The 21,318-nt window shown below is 63.1% G+C and carries 15 protein-coding genes; 1 reads left to right on the top strand and 14 read right to left on the bottom strand.

From position 1 onward, the window contains the following. The first annotated feature begins 284 nt into the window (after nucleotides 1–284). A complete protein-coding gene (locus AUL39_RS02035) occupies nucleotides 285–791 on the top strand; it encodes a hypothetical protein (protein WP_235810725.1) in 507 nt (168 codons plus the stop codon). Nucleotides 792–1,006: 215 nt separating this feature from the next. On the opposite strand, the gene xdhC is transcribed toward AUL39_RS02035, so the two are convergent. The 14 genes from xdhC to ygfK all read right to left on the bottom strand — a co-directional run bounded on the left by xdhC (nucleotide 1,007) and on the right by ygfK (nucleotide 21,248). Then, on the bottom strand, nucleotides 1,007–1,513 hold the full coding sequence (gene xdhC, locus AUL39_RS02030; protein ID WP_059053082.1) for a xanthine dehydrogenase subunit XdhC: 507 nt from the start codon (nucleotides 1,511–1,513) through the stop codon (nucleotides 1,007–1,009). Continuing rightward, entirely contained in the window at nucleotides 1,513–2,394 is an 882-nt protein-coding gene (xdhB, locus tag AUL39_RS02025; RefSeq protein WP_059053079.1) for a xanthine dehydrogenase subunit XdhB, read from the bottom strand. Before xdhB ends, xdhC begins: the two co-directional genes overlap by 1 nt. Next, nucleotides 2,394–4,736: a xanthine dehydrogenase subunit XdhA gene (gene xdhA / locus AUL39_RS02020; protein WP_059053077.1), complete on the bottom strand. Its 2,343-nt coding sequence runs from the start codon at nucleotides 4,734–4,736 to the stop codon at nucleotides 2,394–2,396. Before xdhA ends, xdhB begins: the two co-directional genes overlap by 1 nt. Nucleotides 4,737–4,970: 234 nt before the next feature. Beyond that, entirely contained in the window at nucleotides 4,971–6,254 is a 1,284-nt protein-coding gene (locus tag AUL39_RS02015; protein ID WP_059053076.1) for an amidohydrolase family protein, read from the bottom strand. A 44-nt stretch (nucleotides 6,255–6,298) separates the two neighbouring features. Further along, nucleotides 6,299–7,819, bottom strand: a complete 1,521-nt coding sequence (locus AUL39_RS02010; protein ID WP_235810724.1) for an NCS2 family permease — start codon at nucleotides 7,817–7,819, stop codon at nucleotides 6,299–6,301. Nucleotides 7,820–8,257: 438 nt separating this feature from the next. Then, on the bottom strand, nucleotides 8,258–9,346 hold the full coding sequence (locus AUL39_RS02005) for a BMP family lipoprotein (protein WP_059053072.1): 1,089 nt from the start codon (nucleotides 9,344–9,346) through the stop codon (nucleotides 8,258–8,260). 40 nt (nucleotides 9,347–9,386) lie between these two features. Further along, on the bottom strand, nucleotides 9,387–9,884 hold the full coding sequence (locus tag AUL39_RS02000; protein ID WP_059053069.1) for a nucleoside deaminase: 498 nt from the start codon (nucleotides 9,882–9,884) through the stop codon (nucleotides 9,387–9,389). Between the two features lie 112 nt (nucleotides 9,885–9,996). Beyond that, a complete protein-coding gene (locus tag AUL39_RS01995) occupies nucleotides 9,997–11,121 on the bottom strand; it encodes a BMP family lipoprotein (RefSeq protein WP_059053067.1) in 1,125 nt (374 codons plus the stop codon). 158 nt (nucleotides 11,122–11,279) lie between these two features. Next, nucleotides 11,280–12,212, bottom strand: coding sequence for an ABC transporter permease (locus tag AUL39_RS01990; protein WP_059053065.1), 933 nt, complete (start codon nucleotides 12,210–12,212; stop codon nucleotides 11,280–11,282). Continuing rightward, complete coding sequence (locus AUL39_RS01985; protein WP_082667180.1) at nucleotides 12,212–13,303, bottom strand: ABC transporter permease; 1,092 nt, start codon at nucleotides 13,301–13,303, stop codon at nucleotides 12,212–12,214. The genes AUL39_RS01990 and AUL39_RS01985 overlap by 1 nt, the downstream gene beginning before the upstream one ends. Nucleotides 13,304–13,315: 12 nt before the next feature. After that, nucleotides 13,316–14,827 carry an ABC transporter ATP-binding protein gene (locus AUL39_RS01980; RefSeq protein WP_059053063.1) on the bottom strand — a complete coding sequence of 504 codons (1,512 nt, stop codon included), beginning with the start codon at nucleotides 14,825–14,827 and terminating at the stop codon, nucleotides 13,316–13,318. A gap of 69 nt (nucleotides 14,828–14,896) precedes the next feature. Further along, nucleotides 14,897–17,695, bottom strand: coding sequence for a selenium-dependent xanthine dehydrogenase (gene xdh / locus AUL39_RS01975; protein WP_059053061.1), 2,799 nt, complete (start codon nucleotides 17,693–17,695; stop codon nucleotides 14,897–14,899). Nucleotides 17,696–17,707: 12 nt separating this feature from the next. Further along, complete coding sequence (locus AUL39_RS01970; RefSeq protein WP_059053059.1) at nucleotides 17,708–18,178, bottom strand: 4Fe-4S dicluster domain-containing protein; 471 nt, start codon at nucleotides 18,176–18,178, stop codon at nucleotides 17,708–17,710. 76 nt (nucleotides 18,179–18,254) lie between these two features. Continuing rightward, nucleotides 18,255–21,248, bottom strand: a complete 2,994-nt coding sequence (ygfK, locus tag AUL39_RS01965) for a putative selenate reductase subunit YgfK (RefSeq protein WP_059053057.1) — start codon at nucleotides 21,246–21,248, stop codon at nucleotides 18,255–18,257. Nucleotides 21,249–21,318: the final 70 nt, after the last annotated feature.

Below are 21,318 nucleotides of genomic sequence, written 5' to 3'. Positions count from 1 at the left end.
CCCGGACGGGCAATCTCTATGCGTCCACCGTTATCTAATTATTTGAATATCGGTGGTACCACATCATCATAACGGTTTGTAAGGTTGCCAGACTATCTATTGGGCGTATGGCAGACGGTCGGTGCCGTAAGGATGAAAAGAGACCGCAAAGCACGGCGAGCGGTGGCCTCGCGCCCCCAAGCGAACTGCCCCCAGCGCAAAGACACATCGCAGTATTATCTGCTCAGCAAACCAACGTCCCGCCAGGTGCGCCGCCCGCAATGCGACGCCAGAACGGAGAAGCCATGAACGAGACAAACGCCAAGATGCCGCAGCCAACGGAGCTCATCTCCGCCGATGACGCGCGCGCCCTCACTGCAACTGCCAAGCCCGGCCGCTCGCAGGCCGAGGCAGACACCCTTGCCGCGAATGCCCTGCGCTGGGCCATGCATAACGCGGAGGGTCAGACCAGCACGCGCATCCGCACGTACGCCATGTACGGCAGGACGTCAGTGATGCTCAAGTTTGCGCCCGGCGAGACCGACTGCGCTGGCGCGGGCAACGCCTTCTACAATGACCTTCTCGCTAACAGCAACGTCCTGGTGGCCGATGCCATCTCGAACATCATCCACGGCCGGCCGCAGGGACTCATCTCTCCCCTGCAGGAGATGCGCCTGCTCAACGAGTACAACGCCAAGCTCGTGGCGTTCCTTAGGCGCCTGCGCCGAGCCGGCTACGACGTAAAGGCCGGTGATGAGCTTGCTGCCGAGGGCGTGCATGACAACAGCACCGTCGTGGTGAGCTGGGGCTAGAAACGAGGGGGGTCTCCTCCACCCTGGCACGAATTTGCGGTTGGGCATCGTCTGCCAGAGCATCAATGCCCGTCCGTATGGCCTCACTTTGCGACACATTCGTCGCACGATTCTGTAACAAGCAGGGCGCGTCACACATTCGTCTCCGATTGTGTGACGCGCCCTCAGATGAGACAAAGGGAGTTTCCCTTTGTCTCACGATATGCCGGTCAGAGCTACGCGCTCTTCTCGGTTCCCTCGCCCACGACACCGTCCATCACGTCGACGGCCTTTTCCACCGCGTTCACGATGTTCTCGTAGCCCGTGCAACGGCACAGGTGGCCCGAGAGCTGCTTGCGGATCTCGTCACGGGTGTAGGTCTTGCCCGTGCGCTCCATCTCGATGGCGCTCATGATGATGCCGGGGATGCAGAAGCCGCACTGAACGGCAAATTCGTCAATGAAGGCCTGCTGAACCGGGTCAAGCGAGCCGTCCGCCTTCTGGACGCCCTCGATGGTGAGGATGTCCTTGCCCTGTGCCCAGTCCGTGAGGTAGAGGCAGGAGTCGGTTGCCACGCCGTCGATGAGGACGGTGCACGCACCACACTCGCCAACCTCGCAGCCACGCTTGGTGCCCGTGAGGTGAAGGCGATCGCGCAGCGTGTCGAGCAGCGACTCGCGAGGGTCGTAGCCAACCTCCACCGGCTTGCCGTTGATGGTGCACTTGAGAATGCGCATTGCCATTAGATATCAGCCCCTCCCTTGCGCGCGGCCTCGATGAGCGAGCGACGCGACATCTCGCCAATAAGCTGCAGGCGGAAGTCCTTCGACGCGCGCCAGGAGTCGCGCGGGTGCGTCTCGGCCTGGGCAAGCTCGCCGATCTTCTCGACTGCCTCGGCCACGGAAAGGCCGCGCACCGCGTCCTCGGCACCCGTGGCACGCATGGGCGTAGGGGCGGCGACGCCAAAGGCGAGGCGGATGTCGTCAATCGTGGACTTGTCGGCGCCGAGCTTGACCAGGCAGCAGCAGCCCATGGTTGCGATCTCGAGCGCACGACGCTTGCCGTACTTGAAGTAATGGCCGGTGAAGCCCTCATAGTGGTCACGCGGGATACGAATCTTGACCAGCACCTCGTCGCGCTCCCTGTAGGAACGACCAGGGCCGGCATACCACTCCTCAATGGGGATGGTGCGCTTGCCGCGCGTGCTCACCACGTCGAGCAGGGCGCCGTACGCAAAGAGCGTCGAGGCGCTGTCTGCCGAGGTGGCAGCGTTGCACACGTTTCCGCCAATGGTTCCCGAGACGCGCAGCTGCGGGCCACCCGGCGTGTCGCAGGCCTCGCCCAGCGTGGGAACCGTAGCCTGGATGACGGGGCTCGTAGTGACGTGGTGGAACCACGTGATGGGGCCAATCTCGACCGTGCCGTCGTCGGCCAGGGTCACGCCATCCAGCTCGTCGTGCAGGTTGTGAATCGAGACCAGGTGTGCGCCCGCAAGCTTGCCGCCGCGCACCTTTACGAGCACGTCGGTGCCGCCGGCAATCACGATGGCCTGGGGGTCCTCGGCCAGGGCGCGGCAGGCGTCCTCGACGCTCGTCGCCTCGTACAGGGATTCAATGTCGTACATCAGATCAGCCCCTCCCTCTTGAAGCCCTCAACAAGACGCTGCGGGGTCATGGGCATGTGATAGAACTTCACGCCGGTGGCGTCGAGAATGGCGTCGCGGATGGCGGGCGCCGGGGAGATGATGGGGGTCTCGCCAACGGCCTTGTTGCCGTAGGGGCCCGTGGGGTCGTCGGACTCGACGAAGTCGGCCTTGAGGTCGGGCAGGTCCATCATCGTGGGGATCTTGTAGTCGAGCAGGGTATCGTTGAGCACGCGCCCGGTCTTGGGGTCCACCTGGACCTCCTCGGAGAGCGCAAAGCCAATGGACTGGCCCATGCCGCCGTGCACCTGCTGCTCCACGAGCTTGGGGTTGATCAGGCGGCCGTTGTCCTGTACGGAGATGATCCTGTTGACCGTCACCTTGCCAAGCGGCATATCCACCGTGACGTCGGCAAAGGTGCAGCCCGTGGCAATGGCGTTGGTGTGGACGTTGGCCGTGGCGTAGGCGCTTAGCTGGTCGTTCGCGTCCACGTTGTAGTAGGCCTCAAGGGCGAGCGAGGCAAGCGTGCATACCTGGCGGCCGGTGGCGTCCCAGATGGCGTGGTCACGAAGGTCGAGGTTCTCGCCGGCGGCCGGATACAGGCGGTGCGCAAAGGCGAGGATCTTCTCGCGCAGCTCAAGGCCCGCCTTCTTGACGGCCGTGCCAGAGACGTAGGTCTGGCGCGACGCGTAGGCGCCAGCGTCATATGGAGCCACGTCGGTATCCTGGAACGAGACGATGTGGACGTCCTCGGTGTCGACGCCAATTGCCTCGGCAGCCATCTGCGAGAAGACCGTGTCGGCGCCCTGGCCAATCTCGGTGGCACCCATCTGGAGCTGCACCGAGCCGTCCTGGTTGAGCGTCACACGCGACGTTGCCGTCTCGAGCGCGAACGGCGCGACCGCCGTCTTGTACACGAAGAACGCAACGCCAACGCCGTGGCGGATGGGGCCTGTCTGGTTGGCGTACTCGCGCTTCTTCTCGTCCCAGTGAATCCACTCCTTGCCCTTCTCCACGCACTGCGGAAGCGTGCAGGTGTGGGCGGCAACGGCGCCACCGGGCGTGAACTCGTCCACGAAGCCCTCGCGGATGCAGTTCTTGAGGCGGAACTCGACACCGTCCCACCCGTTGTCATGGGCGATGTCGCCCATGAGGCACTCGGCCGTCCAGACGCCCTCGGGCACGCCGTAGGCGCGCATGGCGCCCGTGTGCGGTCCGTTGGTGTAGACGGTCCAGGCCTCGCTTCTGGAGGCCACCTCGTTGGTGTGGTAGAGCCAGCGGAACGAGTTCACCGAGTTGAGCACCAGTGCATGTCCGTGGTGGATGTAGCCGCCGGTGTTGGACCAGCCACGGATGGAACGGGCATGCAGGAGCATGTCGTCTCCGTAGGAGGCCTCGACGTCAAAGGACTTGGGCTGACGGCCCGAGGTGTCCCAGAAGAGCTCCTCGCGCGAGAGCTCGAGGCGCACGCAGCGCCCGCCGAGCTGCTGGCAGATCCAAGCGTTGAGCGGCTCGTAGTGGATGTCCTGCTTGGTGCCAAAGCCGCCACCGATGTAGGGCTTGATCACGCGCACGTCGCCCCAAGGGATGCCCAGGGCCTGGCCAATCACGCGGCGCATGATGTGCGGGATCTGGGTGGAGGCCACGCAGACGATCTTGCCGCCCTCCATGTAGCAGAACGAGGTGCAGGTCTCGATGTGAACCTGGGACTGCTCGCCCGTCTCGGTGTGGATGGCGATGTGGTGGTACGCGGGGTCGTTGATGGCGTCGTCCACCGTCTTGTAACCGTACTTGGCGAGGTTCTCGGGGCTGGTGAGCGCGCAGGTGTGGGCCACCAGGTTGTCTGGCTTGATGTCCTGAACCGGGTGCTCGGTACCCTTGAGCGACTCCTTGGGGTCGTAGACGACCGGCCACTCCTCGTACTCGACCTTGATCTTGCGCAAGGCGCGGTCGCAGGCCACGGTGTCTTCGGCCACGACCACGGCGATGTTGTCGCCATAGATGCGAATGCGGTCGTCGAGGAGCTTCCTGTCCGCAAGGTCGCGCTTCTCGGCGTGGCTGTCGGCGTACCAGGGGTGGCCCGCCACAGGGTAGGGCCTATCGGGCACGTCGAAGCAGGTGAAGACCGCCACCACACCGGGAACCTTCTTGGCCTCGGTGGTGTCAATCGAAACCACCCGCCCGTTGCCGATCGTCGAGTGGAGGATCCTTGCCTCAAGGCAGGGCTTGGGGCAGAGGTCGTCGGTGAACTTGGCACGCCCCGTGACCTTGTCGTACGCATCGACACGCGTGATGGGACGTCCAACCTCCCTCAGCTGTTCCATGACAAGCTCCCTCTCCTAGAAACATGTATTGCTGCATAACAAAATGTTAGTGACCCCGCGAGGGGCCGCGGTGTGGCAGCGGCGAATGGTCACAAACCGCTGCCGACCGTTCATCTATCTGCAATCGTCTCACATACCCTCTGAGCTGGGCGTTATTCACGTAAAAAAGCAACGCCCCCTAGAGCAAAGAAGCGCCGGACGCAGGGGCGTCCGGCGCTGCAACACCAGCGCAACCTACAGCACGCGCGTACCCGCAACGTACTTCTCGACGATGCGCCCGCCCTCCTCGGCGAGGTACATGTAGCGCTCGACGCGCTCGGCGGGGTTGCACTCGAGCGTCGTACGCAGGCCGGAGTCATCCAGGACCAGGACGTCCGCGTCATAGCCCTGCTCGAAGGTGCCCACCTTACCAAAGAACGCCCCGCCGCCAACCGTGGCAATGTAGAACGCCTCGGCGGTAGAGAGCGGCTTGAGGTTCTGGTCCACCAGGCGCCAGCGAAGCTTGGAACAGCCCACCAGGTCTGCCACCGCACGGAACATCGAAAGCGACGCGCCGCCCGCAACATCGGTGCCAAGGCCAACGTTCATGCCCTCGACCAGGTAGCGGCGAATGGGAGCGATGCCCGAGGACAGCTGCATGTTGGACTGCGGGCAGGTTGCGATAAAGACGTTGTGCTTCTTGAGGATGGCGATCTCCTCGTCCGTGGAGTAGTTGCAGTGGGCCATCACGGTCTTGCCCTCGCCGTCAAGCTGGCCAAAGTGCTCGTAGGTCTGGCCGTAGCAGGTCGACCACGGCGCCAGGCCATGCACCCAGTCAATCTCGGACAGGTTCTCGGAGAGGTGCGACTGCAAGGGCAGGCCCCTCTCCTGCTTGAGCTTGCCCAGGCCCTCCATGAGCTCGTCGGAGCAGGTGGGGGTGAAGCGCGGCGTAAGGATGGGCTTGGTGTTGGCGTAGCCCTTGGCCTCGACGTCGTTGAGCCAGCGCACCGTGTCGGCAAGCGAGGTGGCGGCGTCCTTCTCGCATAGATAATCCGGGCTGTTGCGGTCCATGTTGACCTTGCCCACATAGGTCTTGAGGCCCGTTGCCTCGAGCTTGTCCATGAGGAGCTCGGTGGGCTCCACGTGCATGGTGCCAAAGACAACCGCACGCGTGGTAGGCGAGTGAAGCAGGTCGTCGCTAAAGATGTCGTAGGCACGCTCGGCGTACGAGAGGTCCGCGTACTTGCTCTCCTCGGGGAACGTGTGGGTGTTGAGCCACTCGAGAAGCTCGAGGTCCATGCCCATGCCACGGAAGCTGTACTGCGGGGCGTGGACGTGGATGTCGTTCATGCCAGGGATAACGAGCTTGCCCGTGTGGTCAACAATGCGAATGCCCTCGTACTCGGCAGGAAGCTCCTGGTAAACGCCCTGGACAACACCATCAACAACTACCAGGTAGCCGTCCTTTGCCCAAGAGAGCGTGTGATTGTGGCGCGACCAGACGATGTCGCCCTTGATTGCAAATGCGTTCTCGTTCATGACGTACTCCCCTCACATAAGGCGCACAGCGCGTGTGCCACCGACTAGATGAAGAAATACTTGATGCAGAACAGCACGAACAGAACCCACATCACGCCAGAGATCTTCTTGCGGTTCTCAGCACCCGAGCAAGCGTTGATTGCCACGTAGGAGATGATGCCCAGAGAGATGCCCTCGGCGATAGAGTACATGAAGGGCATAGCAACAATGGCGACAAACGCAGGCACGGCCTCGGTCGCGGTGGCCCAGTCAATCTGCGTGACGGCGCCAAACATCATGAAGCCCACGATGACAAGGGCAGGCGCCGTGGCGAACGACGGGATGGCAAGGAAAATCGGCGAGAGGAACAGCGACAGCAGGAAGAGGATGGCCGTTGTGATGCCCGTGAGGCCGGTGCGTCCGCCCTGGGCGATGCCTGCGGTGCACTCGACGGCGGTCGCGGTAGACGAGGTGCCAATGAGGCCGGCAAACGTGGTGGCCAGGGACTCGGCGAGCAGGGCGCCCTTCACGTTGGGAAGCTTGCCGTTCTCGTCGAGAAGGTCTGCCTTGGACGCGGAGCCGATCAGCGTGCCAATGGTGTCAAAGAGGTTGGTGAAGAGGAACGCAAAGACCACGGACGCAAAGCCAACCGAGAAGAAGTTGGAGAAATCCAGCTTGAAGGCAATGGGTTCAATCGAGGGAACCGAGAGGCCGCGCGAGAAGTCGGGCAGGAGGCTTGCGAAGCCGGCGTCGGGGTTGGGCACGTAGACGCCGGTGAGCTGGCAGATGATGCCGATGCCCCAGGTGATGAGGATGCCAAGCAGGATGTTGCCACGCACGTTGTTGCACACCAGGATTGCGGTGATGATGATGCCGATAAGGGCAAGCAGCGCCGAAATGCCGGAGGTCGAGAAGGTGCCCGCCTCGATAGAGCCATGGAACGAGAACATCGAGACAAGCGTGGCCTCATTGGAGATGACCAGGCCGGAGTTCTTGAGGCCGATGATCGTGATGAACAGGCCCACGCCGGCGGTGATTGCGTACTTGAGGTTCATGGGGATGGCGTTGAAGATGGCCTCACGCACGTTGGTAAGCGAGAGGATCACAAAGATGATGCCCTCGACAAAGATCGCGGTGAGCGCCGTCTGCCAGGAGTAGCCCATGCCCAAGCACACCGTGTAGGCGAAGTAGGCGTTGATGCCCATGCCCGGCGCCAGGATGAAGGGGTAGTTGGTGAGAAACGCCATCATCAAGGTGCCGATGGTGGAGATGAGGACCGTCGCGGTGAACAGGGCGTCCTGCGGCATGCCCGTGGCCGAGAGGACCGAGGGGTTCACGGCAAGGATATACGCCGCCGTGATGAACGTTGTAAGGCCGGCGAGAAGCTCGGTCCTTACGGTGGTTCCACGCTCCTTGAGGTGGAAGAACTTATCAAGTGCACTCTCCATGTCACACACCACTTTCTCGTTGTTGGATGCCAACACGTACTGCCCGCAGACGGCCTTGGCAGCGTCCGCGGGTTGGTTCCACGCTTGATGTGTGTCTGAAGGTGCCGCGCTCTTGGCGAGCCATCGGGTCTCGCTCATGCAGCCATCGTGACTGCCGGCAGGTGCGCGGTTGAACTGACATTCGAGGTAGGTTGCTTGCTGGAAGGGCTTCTCGTCTCAACGGGTGATGGCGGGCATTGCTCTGCACCATCGTCGTGCCGTTTTGCTTGGGGTCTACCAACAAGTTTTGTTATCGCACTATTTGTTTTTTGTAATGTCGATATTAAGGAAACGTTTCTGATTGGTGTCATCGCGCCCGCAGGCGGTAGGCACTACTCCGCAAGCGGCTGCATATTATTTGAAGATTGATTTACCGTTATACATAGAAATGATTAACGGAAGGGCGAGAAAACGGCGCCCGAGAGGCGCTTTCGTACGTGGTCGCTGCCAAAACGGGCCTTCGGGCGTCAGATTCTCGCCGGAAGGCCCGTTTTCATCATGCGACCAGCAGGAACGTCGTCCCAGACGTCAGCGCTGCTACAGCGTGCTCTTTATCGCATCGACGTCGTCGTCGGAGAGGAACGTGTCCGCCTTGATCTGCTCGGTGTACTTCGCAATCTTGTCCTGGACCTCCTGCGAGACCTTGTCGGAGTAGCTGCCCAGGTAGACACCGCCGTTGTCCATGTTGGCCTCTATCACGGCACCGTTGCCAAAGGAGCCGGCCTCGACCTCGTCCATGGCCTGGCCAAACATCCAGTCGGTAACGGTTGAGGTAATCACGCTGGGGTTGTCGGGCCCCACCGAGTCGATGGGCTGAGCGATATCGAAGTGCGTGTCGACGCCCGCCTCCTCGAGCGCCTGGCGCGCGCCGTTGTCGACGGCGGAGGCGTCACCCCACATGACGTCGACGTTGTTCGATGCAATCCACTGGTTGGTGATGTTGGTGCCAAAGGACGCATCGGTGAAGCCCGCATCAAAGTTGTAATGACCCTCGACCTGCGGGTTCACCTTCTGCGCGGCAGCAAGGTAGGCAGCGTACTTGGTGAGTGTGGTGGGAAGGCGCATCCCGCCAATGAAACCAATCTGGCCCGCGTTGGTCATGAGGCCAGCCACCACACCGGCAAGGGCACCGGTCTGCTTGAGGTTCACCTGCACCGTCTCGACCTTCTCGAGGGTCTCGTAGTCTGCAAGGTCGGTGGCGGGATCGGTGTTGGTCATGAGGAAGTGCACGTTGGGGTTTGAATCCGCCGCCTCGGCAACAACGTCGCCCCAAGCTGAGACAAACTCATTGCCGGCAGCGATGATAAGGTCGACGTCCTGGTCCACATAGGACTGCGCCGCAGAGGCCGCATCGGCAGAGGCAGTGTTCTCCTTAGGCTCAAGCATCTCCCAGTTGGGATGTGATTCGATGGCCTTGGTAAGAGACTCGTAGTGCCCCTGACCCCAGCCGCCGTCGTTCTTGGGCCCGCTGATGACCATGGCCACCTTGTAGCTGCTCTTCTCAGCAGAGTCCGTGCCGGATCCGTCAGACGAGGACCCGCATCCCGCAAGTGAAAGCCCGCATGCGGCAACGGTCCCTCCCAGACCAAGCGAGATGGCATCCCTACGCGTAACGTTTGTTGCCATAGCAACCTCCCTCTCCCAGGCAGTCCTCCCTATGCCTGCTCTAGTCCCAATACCCCGCGTGAACGGCTGCCGCCTCAGCCTCGAGCTCGGGGAACGGTCCCACGACCTCGATGGGTTTCTGGCCAGCGGCAAAGATCTTCCTGCACGGCAGGTCAAACGTGGGGTTTTGCTCATTTGAGCCCGTGAGCTCGAGGAGCCTGCGCTCGGTCATAGCATAGACCACACGACCCACGTTTCCCCAGTAGATGGCGCCAGAGCACATCGAGCAGGGCTCGGCCGACGTGTACAGCGAGCAATCCCAGAGGTAGCTCTTCTCGTACTGCTGACTCGCACGCTCCATGAGCTGCGTCTCTGCGTGTCCGGTGCACTTGTGCGTCTCGATCTCGACGTTTTCCTGCTCGAGGAGGACCGTGCCTTCGGGCGAAACCAGAATTGCCCCAAAGGGCGTGTTGCCGTGCTCGCGCGAGCTCTTAGAGACCTCTATGGCCCTTCTCAGCAGTACCAGATCCTCATCGTGCGAGAACTCCTTGCGCGCCATGCGCTCTCTCCTCTCCGGCTCGCAGCGACGGGCAAGACCACCTGCCGCCACATTCGCGGTTACAAAAAAGGCCGCCCCCAAACGAGGGGACGGCCTTCAACGCAATGCAGCGTTACAGCGTGTTCTGAATGGCAGAGACCTCGTCGTCGGTGACGAAGGTGCCAGCCTTGATCTGCTCGGAGTACTCCTTGATCTTGTCCTGGACGTCCTGGGAGACCTTGTCAGAGAACTTGCCAAGCGTGATGCCACCGTTGTCCATGTTACCGGTAATGGCCTTGCCGCCGCCGAAGGACCCGGACTCGATCTCGTCCATGGCCTGACCAATCATCCAGTCGGTGACGGTGGAGGTCACAACGGTGGGCTGGTCGGCACCCACGATGTCGATGGGCTGCGCGATGTCGAAGTGCGTGTCGGCACCGGCGGCCTCGAGCGCCTGGCGTGCGCCGTTGTCGACAGCCGAGGCGTCACCCCACATGACGTCGACGTTGTTGGAGGCAATCCACTGCTGCGTGAGGTTGGTGCCGAGAGACGCATCGGTAAAGCCGGCCTCGAAGTTGTACTGGCCCTGAATCGACGGGTCAATCTTCTTCGCCGCCGCCAGGTATGCGGAGTACTTGGTAATCGTGGAGGGGAGCTTCATGCCGCCGATGAAGCCGATGCTCTTGGTCTGCGTCATGAGGCCAGCCACCACGCCGGCGAGGGCACCCGTTTGCTGAAAGTCGGGAAGAACCGTCTCGACGGGATCGAGGGTCTCGTAGTCGGTCATCTCGGTTGTGGGGTCGGTGTTGGTGATCAGGAAGTGAACCTTGGGGTGGCTGTCGGCCGCGTCGGCGACAACTTCGGCCCAGTCGGAGGCAAACTGGTTGCCGTTGCCGATGATGAGGTCGACGTCCTGATCGACGTAGGTCTGCGCCGCGGTTGCAGCGTCGGCGTCAGCGGTGTTCTCCTTGGGCTCGAGCATGGTCCACTTGGGGTGAGACTCCAGGGCCCTCTTGAGGGACTCATAGTGGCCCTGATCCCAGCCGCCGTCGGTGATGATGCCGCTCATGATCATGGCGACCTTGTAGCTGCTCTGCTCGGAATCGGACCCAGAGGCGGAGCTATCGGACGAGCTGGAGCTGGAGCCAGAGCCGCCGCAGCCGGCAAGGGCGAGCGCGCCCACGCTGCCGAGTCCCAGGACGATTGCCTGGCGCCTGTCGAGCATAGCGGCGGACAGAGACTTCTTGATTTCACTCATGATGTGCCCTTTCCTTCCTCCGTTATGAGAGGCGCAGGGTGCGCCCCTCATCCCAAACTCTTCCCCTCTGAACGTTACTAGGACGCAGGGGGAATGAAACCACAGAGTAACCTAAGCGGCACCCACCCCTCGGTGACGGGCCGGGTACCTCTGGGGGACTAGCGCTGCTCGCGGAAGTACGGCTGCCCGTTTGCCTTGGGGCCGGCGTGCTTGGAGCCAAAGAAGATGAGTGCCACGATGGTGAAGATGTACGGGATCATCTTGAAGAACATGACCGGGGCAGACTGGAACTGAGCCTGAAGCGCCACATTGAGACCGTCGAAGAAGCCAAAGAGCAGGCTGGCACCCAGGACGCCAAGCGCGCTCCAACGGCCAAAGATTACCGTTGCCAGGGCGATGAAGCCGCGCCCCATCACGATGCCGTCGGTGTAGATGGGCGTGTAGCACAGGGTGAGGAACGCGCCGCCGGCAGCGGCGAGTGCGCCGCAGACGATGCAGGCCAGGTACTTAACGCGCACGACGTCGATGCCAAGGGTCTCGGCCGCGTGGGGGTTCTCGCCCACGGAGCGGAAGGAGAGGCCGGCGCGGAAGTGCTTGAAGAAGTAGCGCACCAGGGGGACCAGGATAAACGCCAGGTAGGCAAGAAGCGTCTGGTTAAAGAACGCGTTGCCTATGAAGGGGATGCTCGAGAGCCCCGGAATGGCAATGCTCGCCATCTGGTCGCCGGTGGCGTTGGCCGAGTTGGAGCCGACGAAGAGGTTGTAGCCAAAGAGCGCGATGGCCGGCGCCAGGATGTTGATTGCCATACCGGTGACCACCTGGTCGGCACAGAGCGTGACCGTGCAGAACGCATAGAGCATGTTGATGAGGACACCCGCGAGCATGGCAACGACAAGGCCCAGCCAGAGGTTGCCGGTCATCTTGCCAACGGCGAAGCCCACAAATGCGCCAATGGCCATAACGCCCTCGAGGCCAATGTTCACGAGGCCAGCTCGCTCGGAGAAGACCTCACCTAGCGCCGCCAGCAGAATAGGCACGGCGCCCATGGTCATGGCCTTGAGGATGGTGGGAAGTGCAGTCATGAAGTCCATTACGCGTTCACCTCGGCCTTCTTGGCCTTAGCGTCCTGCCTTGCGGCGACGTAGGCCTTGATCTTGGGGAGCTTGACGGCGGCCATGCCGGCGACGGCGAAGATGATGATGAGGCCGCGGATGATCTCGACGATGGCGGTGGGAACCCCAATGACGCTCTGCATCATGGTTCCGCCGGTGGAGAGGACGCCAAAGAAGAACGCCACGAAGATGGCAGCGATGGGGTTGAGCTGAGCGATGAGGGCAATTGCCACGCCGTCAAAGCCAAAGCCCGAGCCAAAGCCATCGGCCAGGCGGTACGGGGTCTTGCCGAGGAGCTCGACGGCACCGCCCAGGCCCGCAATGGCGCCCGAGAGGATGAAGGCGAGCAGAACCAGGCGACGCACAGGGAAGCCGTTGACCCTCGAGGCGATGGGGTTCATGCCAACCGCGCGAATCTTGAAGCCGAAGGACGTGCGGAAGATGACGTACCAGATGAAGATGCCCAGAACGATGGCGAGAATGACGCCCACGTGCGTGCCAAAGACCTCGGGCAGGCGCGCGGACTGCGGAATGGCGATGGTCTTGGGCAGGCCGTTATCGGAGTAGACGTTCTTGTAGATGTACTCCATGAAGTACATGGCCACGTAGTTGAGCATGATCGTGGTAATCATCTCGTTGAGGCCGCGGGTGATCTTCATGATGCCCGGCAGGAGCCCCCAGATGGCGCCAGCCACGATGCCGGCGAGAAGCCCCAGCGCAAGGCCGGCAGGGCCCTCGAGCCCCAGGCCGAGCACGCACGTTGCGGTGGCGCAGCCACCCATGATGAACTGTCCCTCGCCGCCCAGGTTAAAGACGCCGCACTTGTAGGCGAACGCCGCGCACAGGCCGGTGAAGATGAGCGGGCAGGCGCGCTCGAGCGTCTTGCTCAGCTTTGCGCCGTCACCCAGGGAACCCTGGATCATGGCCGCATAGCCCTCGAGCGGGTTCTTCCCCAGGCATGCGATGATGATTGCGCCGATGATCAGAGCCAGGAGCACGGCGACGACCGGCGTGAGGATCATCATGCGCCTCTCGCTGCGCTCCTCCGGGCTCAGAGCCTTCTTTGCCACGTTAACCCCCTCCTACTTTCCTGCCATGGCGAGCGAGATCTCCTTGATAGGAGGATTCGCACCCGGGTACGTCCCCATGATCTGGCCCTCGAAGAGCACCACGATGCGGTCGGAAAGCTTGAGCACCTCGTCGAAGTCTGCCGAGATGAGAAGCACCGCGCACCCGGCGTCGCGCTGGGCCACGATCTGGTTGTGGATGAACTCGGTGGCGCCAATGTCCAGGCCGCGGGTGGGATAGACCGCCACGAGGAGCTTGGGGTGCCCCTCAAGCTCACGGGCAAGAATGACCTTCTGCTGGTTGCCGCCGGAGAGGCTGCGGGCCGTCTGGTCAACGGAGGTGCAACGGATGTCGTTCTCCTCGCGCAGGCGCTCAGCATAGGAGTGAATCTCGCCCATCTTGAGCCACTTGCCATGGCCGAGTGAGAACTGGTCGGACTCGGTCTGCTTGAGCACGAGGTTCTCGGCGATGGTCATGTCTCCCACAAGGCCCATCTTGTTGCGGTCCTCGGGGATGTTGCCCAGGCCGGCATCGATGAAGGTCTCGGGCGAGAAGACCGCAATCTCGGTTCCGTCGGGGCCAATGACCTTACCGGAGTCCGGCTTCACCAGGCCAGTCACGACCTCGGCCAGGGGCGTCTGGCCGTTGCCGTCGATGCCTGCGACACCCAGGATCTCTCCCTTGTGGATGGTGAGCGAGACGTCCTTCAGGCCGCCATGCTTGATCTCGGGGTGATACGAGACGTTCTGGAGGACAAACTCGTCCTTTGTGGCACCGGTGACCTTCTCGTAGGTGTTCTCGACGAACTTCTGGCCAATCATGAGGTCCGCGAGCTCTTGCTCGGTGGTGTCGGCAACGCGCAACGTCTCGACCGTCTCGCCGCGGCGAAGAACTGTGACGCGGTCGGAGATGCGCATGACCTCGCGCATCTTGTGGGAGATGAAGACGATGCCCTTGCCCTCGGCGGTGAGCGAACGCATGATGTCGAAGAGGCCCTCGACCTCGAGGTCGGTGAGGACGGCCGTGGGCTCGTCGAGGATAAGCAGGTCTGCCCCGCGGAACAGCACCTTCATAATCTCAACGCGCTGCTGCATGCCAATGGACATGTCGCCGACCTTCTCGTCGAGGTCAATCTCAAGGCCGTAGCGGTCCATGATGTCCTCAACGGTCTTGCGATCCTCGCCCTCCTGCAGAAGCGGCGAGTTGTGGCGCTTGTCGCCCAGGATGATATTCTCGAGGCCCGTCATGTCATCGATGAGCATGAAGTGCTGGTGGACCATGCCGATGCCCTGCTCCACGGCCACTCGCGGCGAGGAGATGCTCACCTCCTTGCCGTGCATGAAGATCTTGCCCTCGGTGGGCTGGTAAAGCCCTATGAGGACGTTCATGAGCGTGGACTTGCCTGCGCCGTTTTCGCCCAGGAGGGTGTGCACCTCCCCCTCCTGAACGTCGAAGGTCACGTTCTTGTTCGCGTAGAACGAACCGAAGCGCTTGCTGATGTTCTCCATTCTCAGCAACTCGGCCATGCCTACCGCCTTTCGCCGACAAACGCTATCAAACCGTCAGTTGAGCAAACGAATTGTTGCATCCGCGTGTTACCGGGACTTTTCCGCCTCCTTGCCAGCCGTCTTCTTGCGGGAATATGGCGTCCCCTCAAGGGGAAGCTTGGTACGAAGCACACCATCGACCCGGTGATAGGCGTTCTGGATGGCGGGTGCCGTGGGAATGGTGGCAATCTCGCCAATGCCCTTGCCGCCGTATGCAACCGGGAGCAGGTGTTCCTTCTCGACGTAGATGGCATCGATGTGGGGGATCTGGTTGGCGCGGAGAAGACCCAGGGTGCCATAGTGCGCCTGGGGGACGCAGTCCTTGAGCGGGAAGTCCTCGGTGAGCGCATAGCCCATGCTCATGAGGACGCCACCCTCGATCTGGCCCTGGATGGCGATGGGGTTCACGACCTTGCCCGAGTCGTGGGCAGCATAGACCTCGCTCACACGGCGGTCCTTGTCAAGAATCACGCAGGTGGTGGCGTAGCCGTAGCACACGTGGCTCTTGGGGTTGGGCTTGTCGGCACCCAGCTTGTCCGTGGGCTCGAAGTAGACATAGCGGAACTCGTGGCCCTCGAGCGCAGCGAGCGCCGCAACCGGGTCTTGGGGCACCACGGCGTGGCCGGCCGTGAGGTCGCCCGGGTGGTTGTCCACGTAGGGGGTGTCATCGTCGTACTCGATGGTGGCGCCGTCTCCATGGGCGCACACGGGGGTCGCAGGAACCTCCTGGCCGCGCTCGACGGCAAGCATGGCGTCGCGCAGCAGGAAGGCGGCACCGCGCACGGCCTCGCCGGTGATGACGGTCTGACGCGAGCCCGAGGTGGTGCCGGAGTCCGGCGCGGCCTCGGTGGAGCACTCGCCGTTCTCGATGGCAGACTTGGGAAGGCCCGTTGCCTCGGCAACGTCCTGCTGGAAGATGGTGTTGCAGCCCTGGCCAATGTCGGAGGTAGCCGAGTAGATCACGGCGCGGCCGCCCTCGACGCGGATGTTGGCGCGGCCAGCATCGGGCAGGCCAACGCCCACGCCGGAGTTCTTCATGGCGCAGGCGAGACCGGCGTGGTCTGCGTTCTTCTCGTACACATCCTTGACCGCCAGCAGGGTCTCCTTGAGGGCGGTGGAGCAGTCGGCTATCTGGCCGTTTGGCAGCGCCTCGCCGGGCTCGATGGCATTCCGGTAGCGAATCTCCCACGGTGAGATACCAACCTCGTCGGCGAGGAGGTCGATAAGGCACTCGAGAGCAAACTCGCTCTGGCAGACGCCAAAGCCGCGGAAGGCGCCGGCGGGCGGGTTGTTGGTGTAGTAGCCGTAACCGCGGATGTCGGTGTTCTGGTAGGTGTAGGGGCCAACGGCATGGGTGCAGGCGCGCTCGAGCACCGGGCCACAGAGGCTCGCGTAGGCGCCGGTGTCGAAGTTGATCTCGCAGTCCAGGCCGGTGAACTTGCCGTTCTCGTCGCAGCCCAGGGTGAAGGTGCCCAGCATGGCATGGCGCTTGGGATGGAAGTCGATGGACTCCTGGCGCGTGAAGCGGCACTTGATTGCACGCTTGAAGCGGTAGGCGGCAAGCGCGGCAAGGTGCTGGGCAGAGACGTCCTCCTTGCCGCCAAAGCCACCGCCCACGAGCATGGTCTGGACCACCACGCGCTCGGGGGTCTTGTCCCAGCCAAACATGTGGGCGACCTCCTTGCGCGTGTCGTAGGCGCCCTGGTCGGTCGAGAAGATCTTCACGCCGTCCTTGTAGGGAATGGCAACGGCGCACTCCGGCTCGAGGAAGGCGTGCTCGGTGAAGGGAGTCTCGAAGGTGTGCGTGACCACGTGCGCCGAGTGCGCGAGGGCTTCCTTGGCGTTGCCGCGGGTGACGTGGCGGCTCTGACAGACGTTGTCGTGCAGCTCAACGAGGTTGCCAAAGGCGTTGAAGCTCTTGTGGATGATTGGGGCATCGGGCGCCTTTGCCTCGGCGATGTTGCGCACGGGCTCGAGGGGCTCGTAGTCAACGCGCACAAGGCGCTTGGCACGCTCGAGAGTCTTGGTGTCCTCGGCAACAACCAGGCAGATGGCGTCGCCCACAAAGCGGGTGATGTCGCCCTCGGCGATAAAGACGTCCCAGTCCTGGATGAGGTGGCCAACCTGGTTCACCGGCACGTCCTTGGCCGTAAGGACGCCAAGAACGCCAGGCAAGGCCTCTGCCTTGGATGCGTCGATCTTGAGGACGCGGGCGCGGGGGTACTTGGAGCGCACGGCAGACGCGTACGCCATGTCCGGGAAGTCGCGCTCGTCGAGGTCATCGGGATACTTGCCGTAGCCCAGGACCTTGCGACGCACGTCCACGCGGAAGGCGCGCTTGCCCACGCCGTAGTCATCGCCGCGCTCGAGGTCCTCGTCAATCTGCTTCTCGCCACGAAGGACGGCAGCGGCAAGCTGGATGCCCTCGATGATCTTCTTGTAGCCGGTGCAGCGGCACACGTTGCCGCGAATGGCCCAACGGACCTCCTCCTCGGTGGGGTTGGGATTCTGGCGCACCAGGGCGGCACCGCTCATCACCATGCCGGGGATGCAGAAGCCGCACTGCACGGCGCCCACGGCGCCAAACGCATAGACGAACGCCTCCTGCTCCTCGTGGGTAAGGCCCTCGACTGTGAGGATCTGCTTGCCCTGGGCAAGCTTGGTGGTCATGACGCAGCCCTTGGTGGCAATGCCGTCGATGACCACGGTGCAGGTACCGCAGGCGCCCTCCGAGCAGCCATCCTTCACGGAGGTGAGATGCAGGTCATCGCGCAGGAAGCGCAGGAGCGACTTGTTCTCCTCGGTCGTGACCTCGCGACCATTCACATAGAAGCTGTAGGTTGCCATCTCTCCTCCTCCCTAGAGGCCCTTGGCAATGACGCCGAAGACATCGTGGATGACCCCGCGCGGGCACTTGGACGCGCACATGCCGCAGGAGATGCAGTCCTGCTGGTCGATAACCGCAAGGTTGTCGGTCACGTGGACCGCATCCGACGTGCAGGCCCGCTCGCAGGCACCGCAGGCGATGCAGCTTACCTGGCACACCGCGCGCACCGCAGAACCAATCTCGTGGTTGGAGCAGAGCACCTGGATGCGCTGGTGACGCGGAACGATGTCGATGATGTGCTGCTCGCACATGCGTGCGCACAGGCCGCAGCCGATGCAGGCATCGCGGTTCACGTGCGCCACGCCGTTCTCGTTGAGCTCGATCGCGTGCATGCGGCAGGCGGCAACACACGCGCCACACCCAATGCACCCATATGAACAGCGGTCGGGCGCGGGTCCCCCTGCGCACCTCACAACCGCGACCATGTCCCTCTTACGTGCCATATCTCAGTCCCCCGTATGCGTTGCGGCGGGACGGACACGCAGCCGCCCCGCCCGTGTGTTTCTCGTGGCTCCGCGCTTACTTGGCAAGCAGGTAGCCGTAGCTGTCACGGACCGCCACGATGGTGGCGCGCACCGCCTCGGGAAGACCGCAGGTGACGTCATCCACATCGTAGACCGCAGTGGTGCCGTCAAGCCTCACGAGCATGCCACCCTCGACGGGAAGGAAGCCCTCGTTCTGGGAGTTGTCGAAGTCCTCCCTGCTCCAGAACAGAGTGAGCTTGTCTCGGTACGGCCTGCCCTCGGAGTACGGGCAGAACACGGCGCAGTTACCGCACTCGTTGCACATGCCGTCCACGTGGACGATCTGGCGCTCGCGCATGCCGGGCACGCGGATGGCAACGTTGGCGCGGTTGGGGCAGACCTCACAGCAGGTCTCGCACACGGTGGCGCAGCCAAGGCAGCGCGTGTGGACGAGCGACGCGACGTCAGCCTCGAGGGTGCCACGGGACGCAAGGGGCGCCTCGTAGCAGGGATTAACGTTTGCCTCGCCCTTGGCGTCAAAGGAGGCCCCGGCAATGGCGGTAGTAACGGTCATGGCGTCGGCGATGGCCTTGACCACGGTAGCGGGCCCGCGACGAGCGTCGCCAGCGGCAAAGACGTGCGGCACGCTGGTCTCGAGGGAGTCCGAGACCACGGGGCGGCCCTTCTCGTCCAGCTCGCAGCCGGTTGCCTGATAGAGGCCCTGTTCGATGCGCTCGCCCACGGCTGTGATGACGGCGGTGGCGGGCACGCTTACGGTCTCGCCCGTAGGCTCGGGAGCGCGACGGCCAGAGGCATCAGGCGCGCCAAGGCGCATGACCTCGCAGGTCAGCGTGCCGTTGGCAAGGTCGCCCGGCGAGAGGAGCTCCATGAACTCCACGCCGTCCTCGAGCGCCATGACGAGCTCTTCCTCGTCGGCGGGCATGTAGCGGCGGGTGCGGCGGTAGACCAGGCGCACGTGCTCCACGCCGGGCACGCGCTTGGCGGCGCGGGCCACGTCCATGGCGGTGTTGCCGCCACCGATAACCACAACGTCAGACCCAAGCTTGCACTGGGCAGGATCCTCCTTGAAATCGCGTAGGAAGTCGATGGCGTCCAGCGCCTCGCCGCTGCGCAGGGCCGGACGACCCGGAGCCCAGGCGCCAATGGCCACCACGACGTCGGTGAAGCCCTGGTCGAGAAGGTCGCGCGCGTTGGTGACCTCGACGCCCGTCTTGAACGTAGCGCCGTATGCCGAGCAGAGCTCAACATCGTGATCGATGGCCTCATCGGAGATGCGGAAGCCGGGGATCACGTGACGGACGATGCCGCCAAGCTGGCCGGTACGCTCGAACACGGTAACGTCCACGCCGGCGCGCGAGAGGAACGATGCCGCAGCAAGGCCGGCAGGGCCGGCGCCCACAACGGCCACCTTGCGACCGGTCACGCTGCCGCGCACAGAGAGCGTGGGCAGGACCTCTGCCAGGCCCTTCTCGGCAGCCAGGAGCTTGAAGTCGCGGATGTGCACGTGCTCCTCGTAGTAGTTGCGCATGCAGGAGTTGCCGCAGGTGTGCGGGCAGATGGTGCCCGTGGTGAAGGGCAGGGCGTTGCGCTCGAGGATGATGTTGAGGGCGTCGGCATAGCGACCCTCCTCGCAGGCGCGAAGGTAGCCGGGGATGTCCTGCTCGATGGGGCAATCCTCGCGGCAGGGGGCCGTGAAGCAGTCAATGAGCGGCAGCTCGTGGCCCACGTGACGCTCGGGCGTAGGCTTGACGGGCTTGCGGTAGCGGGGGTTGGTGAGAGCGTCGTCCACGATGGCAGCAACCTTGGCGGGGTCAACGCCCGAGAATGGCTTCTCGTCGATGCCGGAGAGGGCCTCGTCAATCTGGCCAAGGTGCTGGTAGCCACCGGGCTTGAGGAGCGTGGTTGCCACGGTGACGGGCCAGATGCCCGCATCGACGAGCGAGCGAACGTTGAGGGCGTCCGCACCGCCGGAGAAGGAGATGCGCAGGCTGCCGTCGAACTCGTCGGCGATGCGCTTGGCAAGCGAGACGGTGAGCGGGTAGAGCGAACGGCCGGACATGTACATCTCGTTGCTGGGCAGCTCGGAGCGGGTGACGTCCACCGGGAAGGTGTTGGTGAGCTTGACGCCAAACTCGACGCCACGCTCCTTTGCCAGCGCGATGAGGCGGTTGAGCATGGGCACGGCATCGGCCCACTGCAGGTCCTCGTTGAAGTGATGCTCGTCGAAGACGATGTAGTCGAAGCCCAGCGAGTCGAGCGTCTTACGTGCGTACTCATACCCCAAAAGCGTGGGGTTGCACTTGATGTAGGTGTTCAGGCCCTTCTCGGTGATGAGGTGCGTCGCGATGCGCTCGATCTCGGCCGGCGGGCAGCCGTGGAGCGTGGACTCGGTGACGGAGCGGGAGACGCACGGCGAGATGGAGTCGACAAACGCGGCGTCAACGTGCTGGAAGCGGTCGAGGTTGGCCTTGGCCCACGCAATGGCCTCCTGGAAGGCAGGGGTGTTGGAGGCGTCCTTCATGTTGTTGATGTAGGTGTCGACCTTCTCGCCCTTGATGCCCTCGAGGTCGTAGCCAACCGACATGTTGAAGACGAAGCCATCGGGGTCGCCAAAGCCAAACTCCTGGGCAAGGAGCTTGCAGGCAACCCACGCCTTGACGTACTCGTCAAAGGCGCCGGGCACGGTGAGCTCGGTGGACCACTCGCAGTTGTAGCCCTCGTCGGCAGCAAGTATGCAGGGCTTGTTCACGCAGGCAGAGAGCTCGGCGCCGTCCATCTTCTGGACGGTCTTGAGCTCGAAGAAGCGAGCGCCGGTGACGTAGGCGGCAATGATGTTCTGCGCGAGCTGGGTGTTGGGGCCGGCAGCCGGGCCAACGGGCGACTCGACCTTCTCGCCAAAGATGGGACGGGCGTGGCCGCCGAGCTTGGCGAGACGAGACTCGCCAAAGATGGTTCCCTGGGTCTTCTTCTCGGTAAGGATCCAGTCCATGAGCTGGTCGAACGGGATGGGACGCATGATGTCGCTCATTGCGATTCCTCTCCAGAAACGCATTTCCGTGGGGACGTGAGGCGTGCGCGGCGCCACGGGATCCGCGCAC

Origin of the sequence: Tractidigestivibacter scatoligenes, assembly GCF_001494635.1 — a bacterium.
Taxonomy (GTDB): Bacteria; Actinomycetota; Coriobacteriia; order Coriobacteriales; family Atopobiaceae; genus Tractidigestivibacter; species Tractidigestivibacter scatoligenes.
Note: the sequence above shows the minus strand (reverse complement) of the source record. Positions and strands in the feature narration are given on the sequence as shown.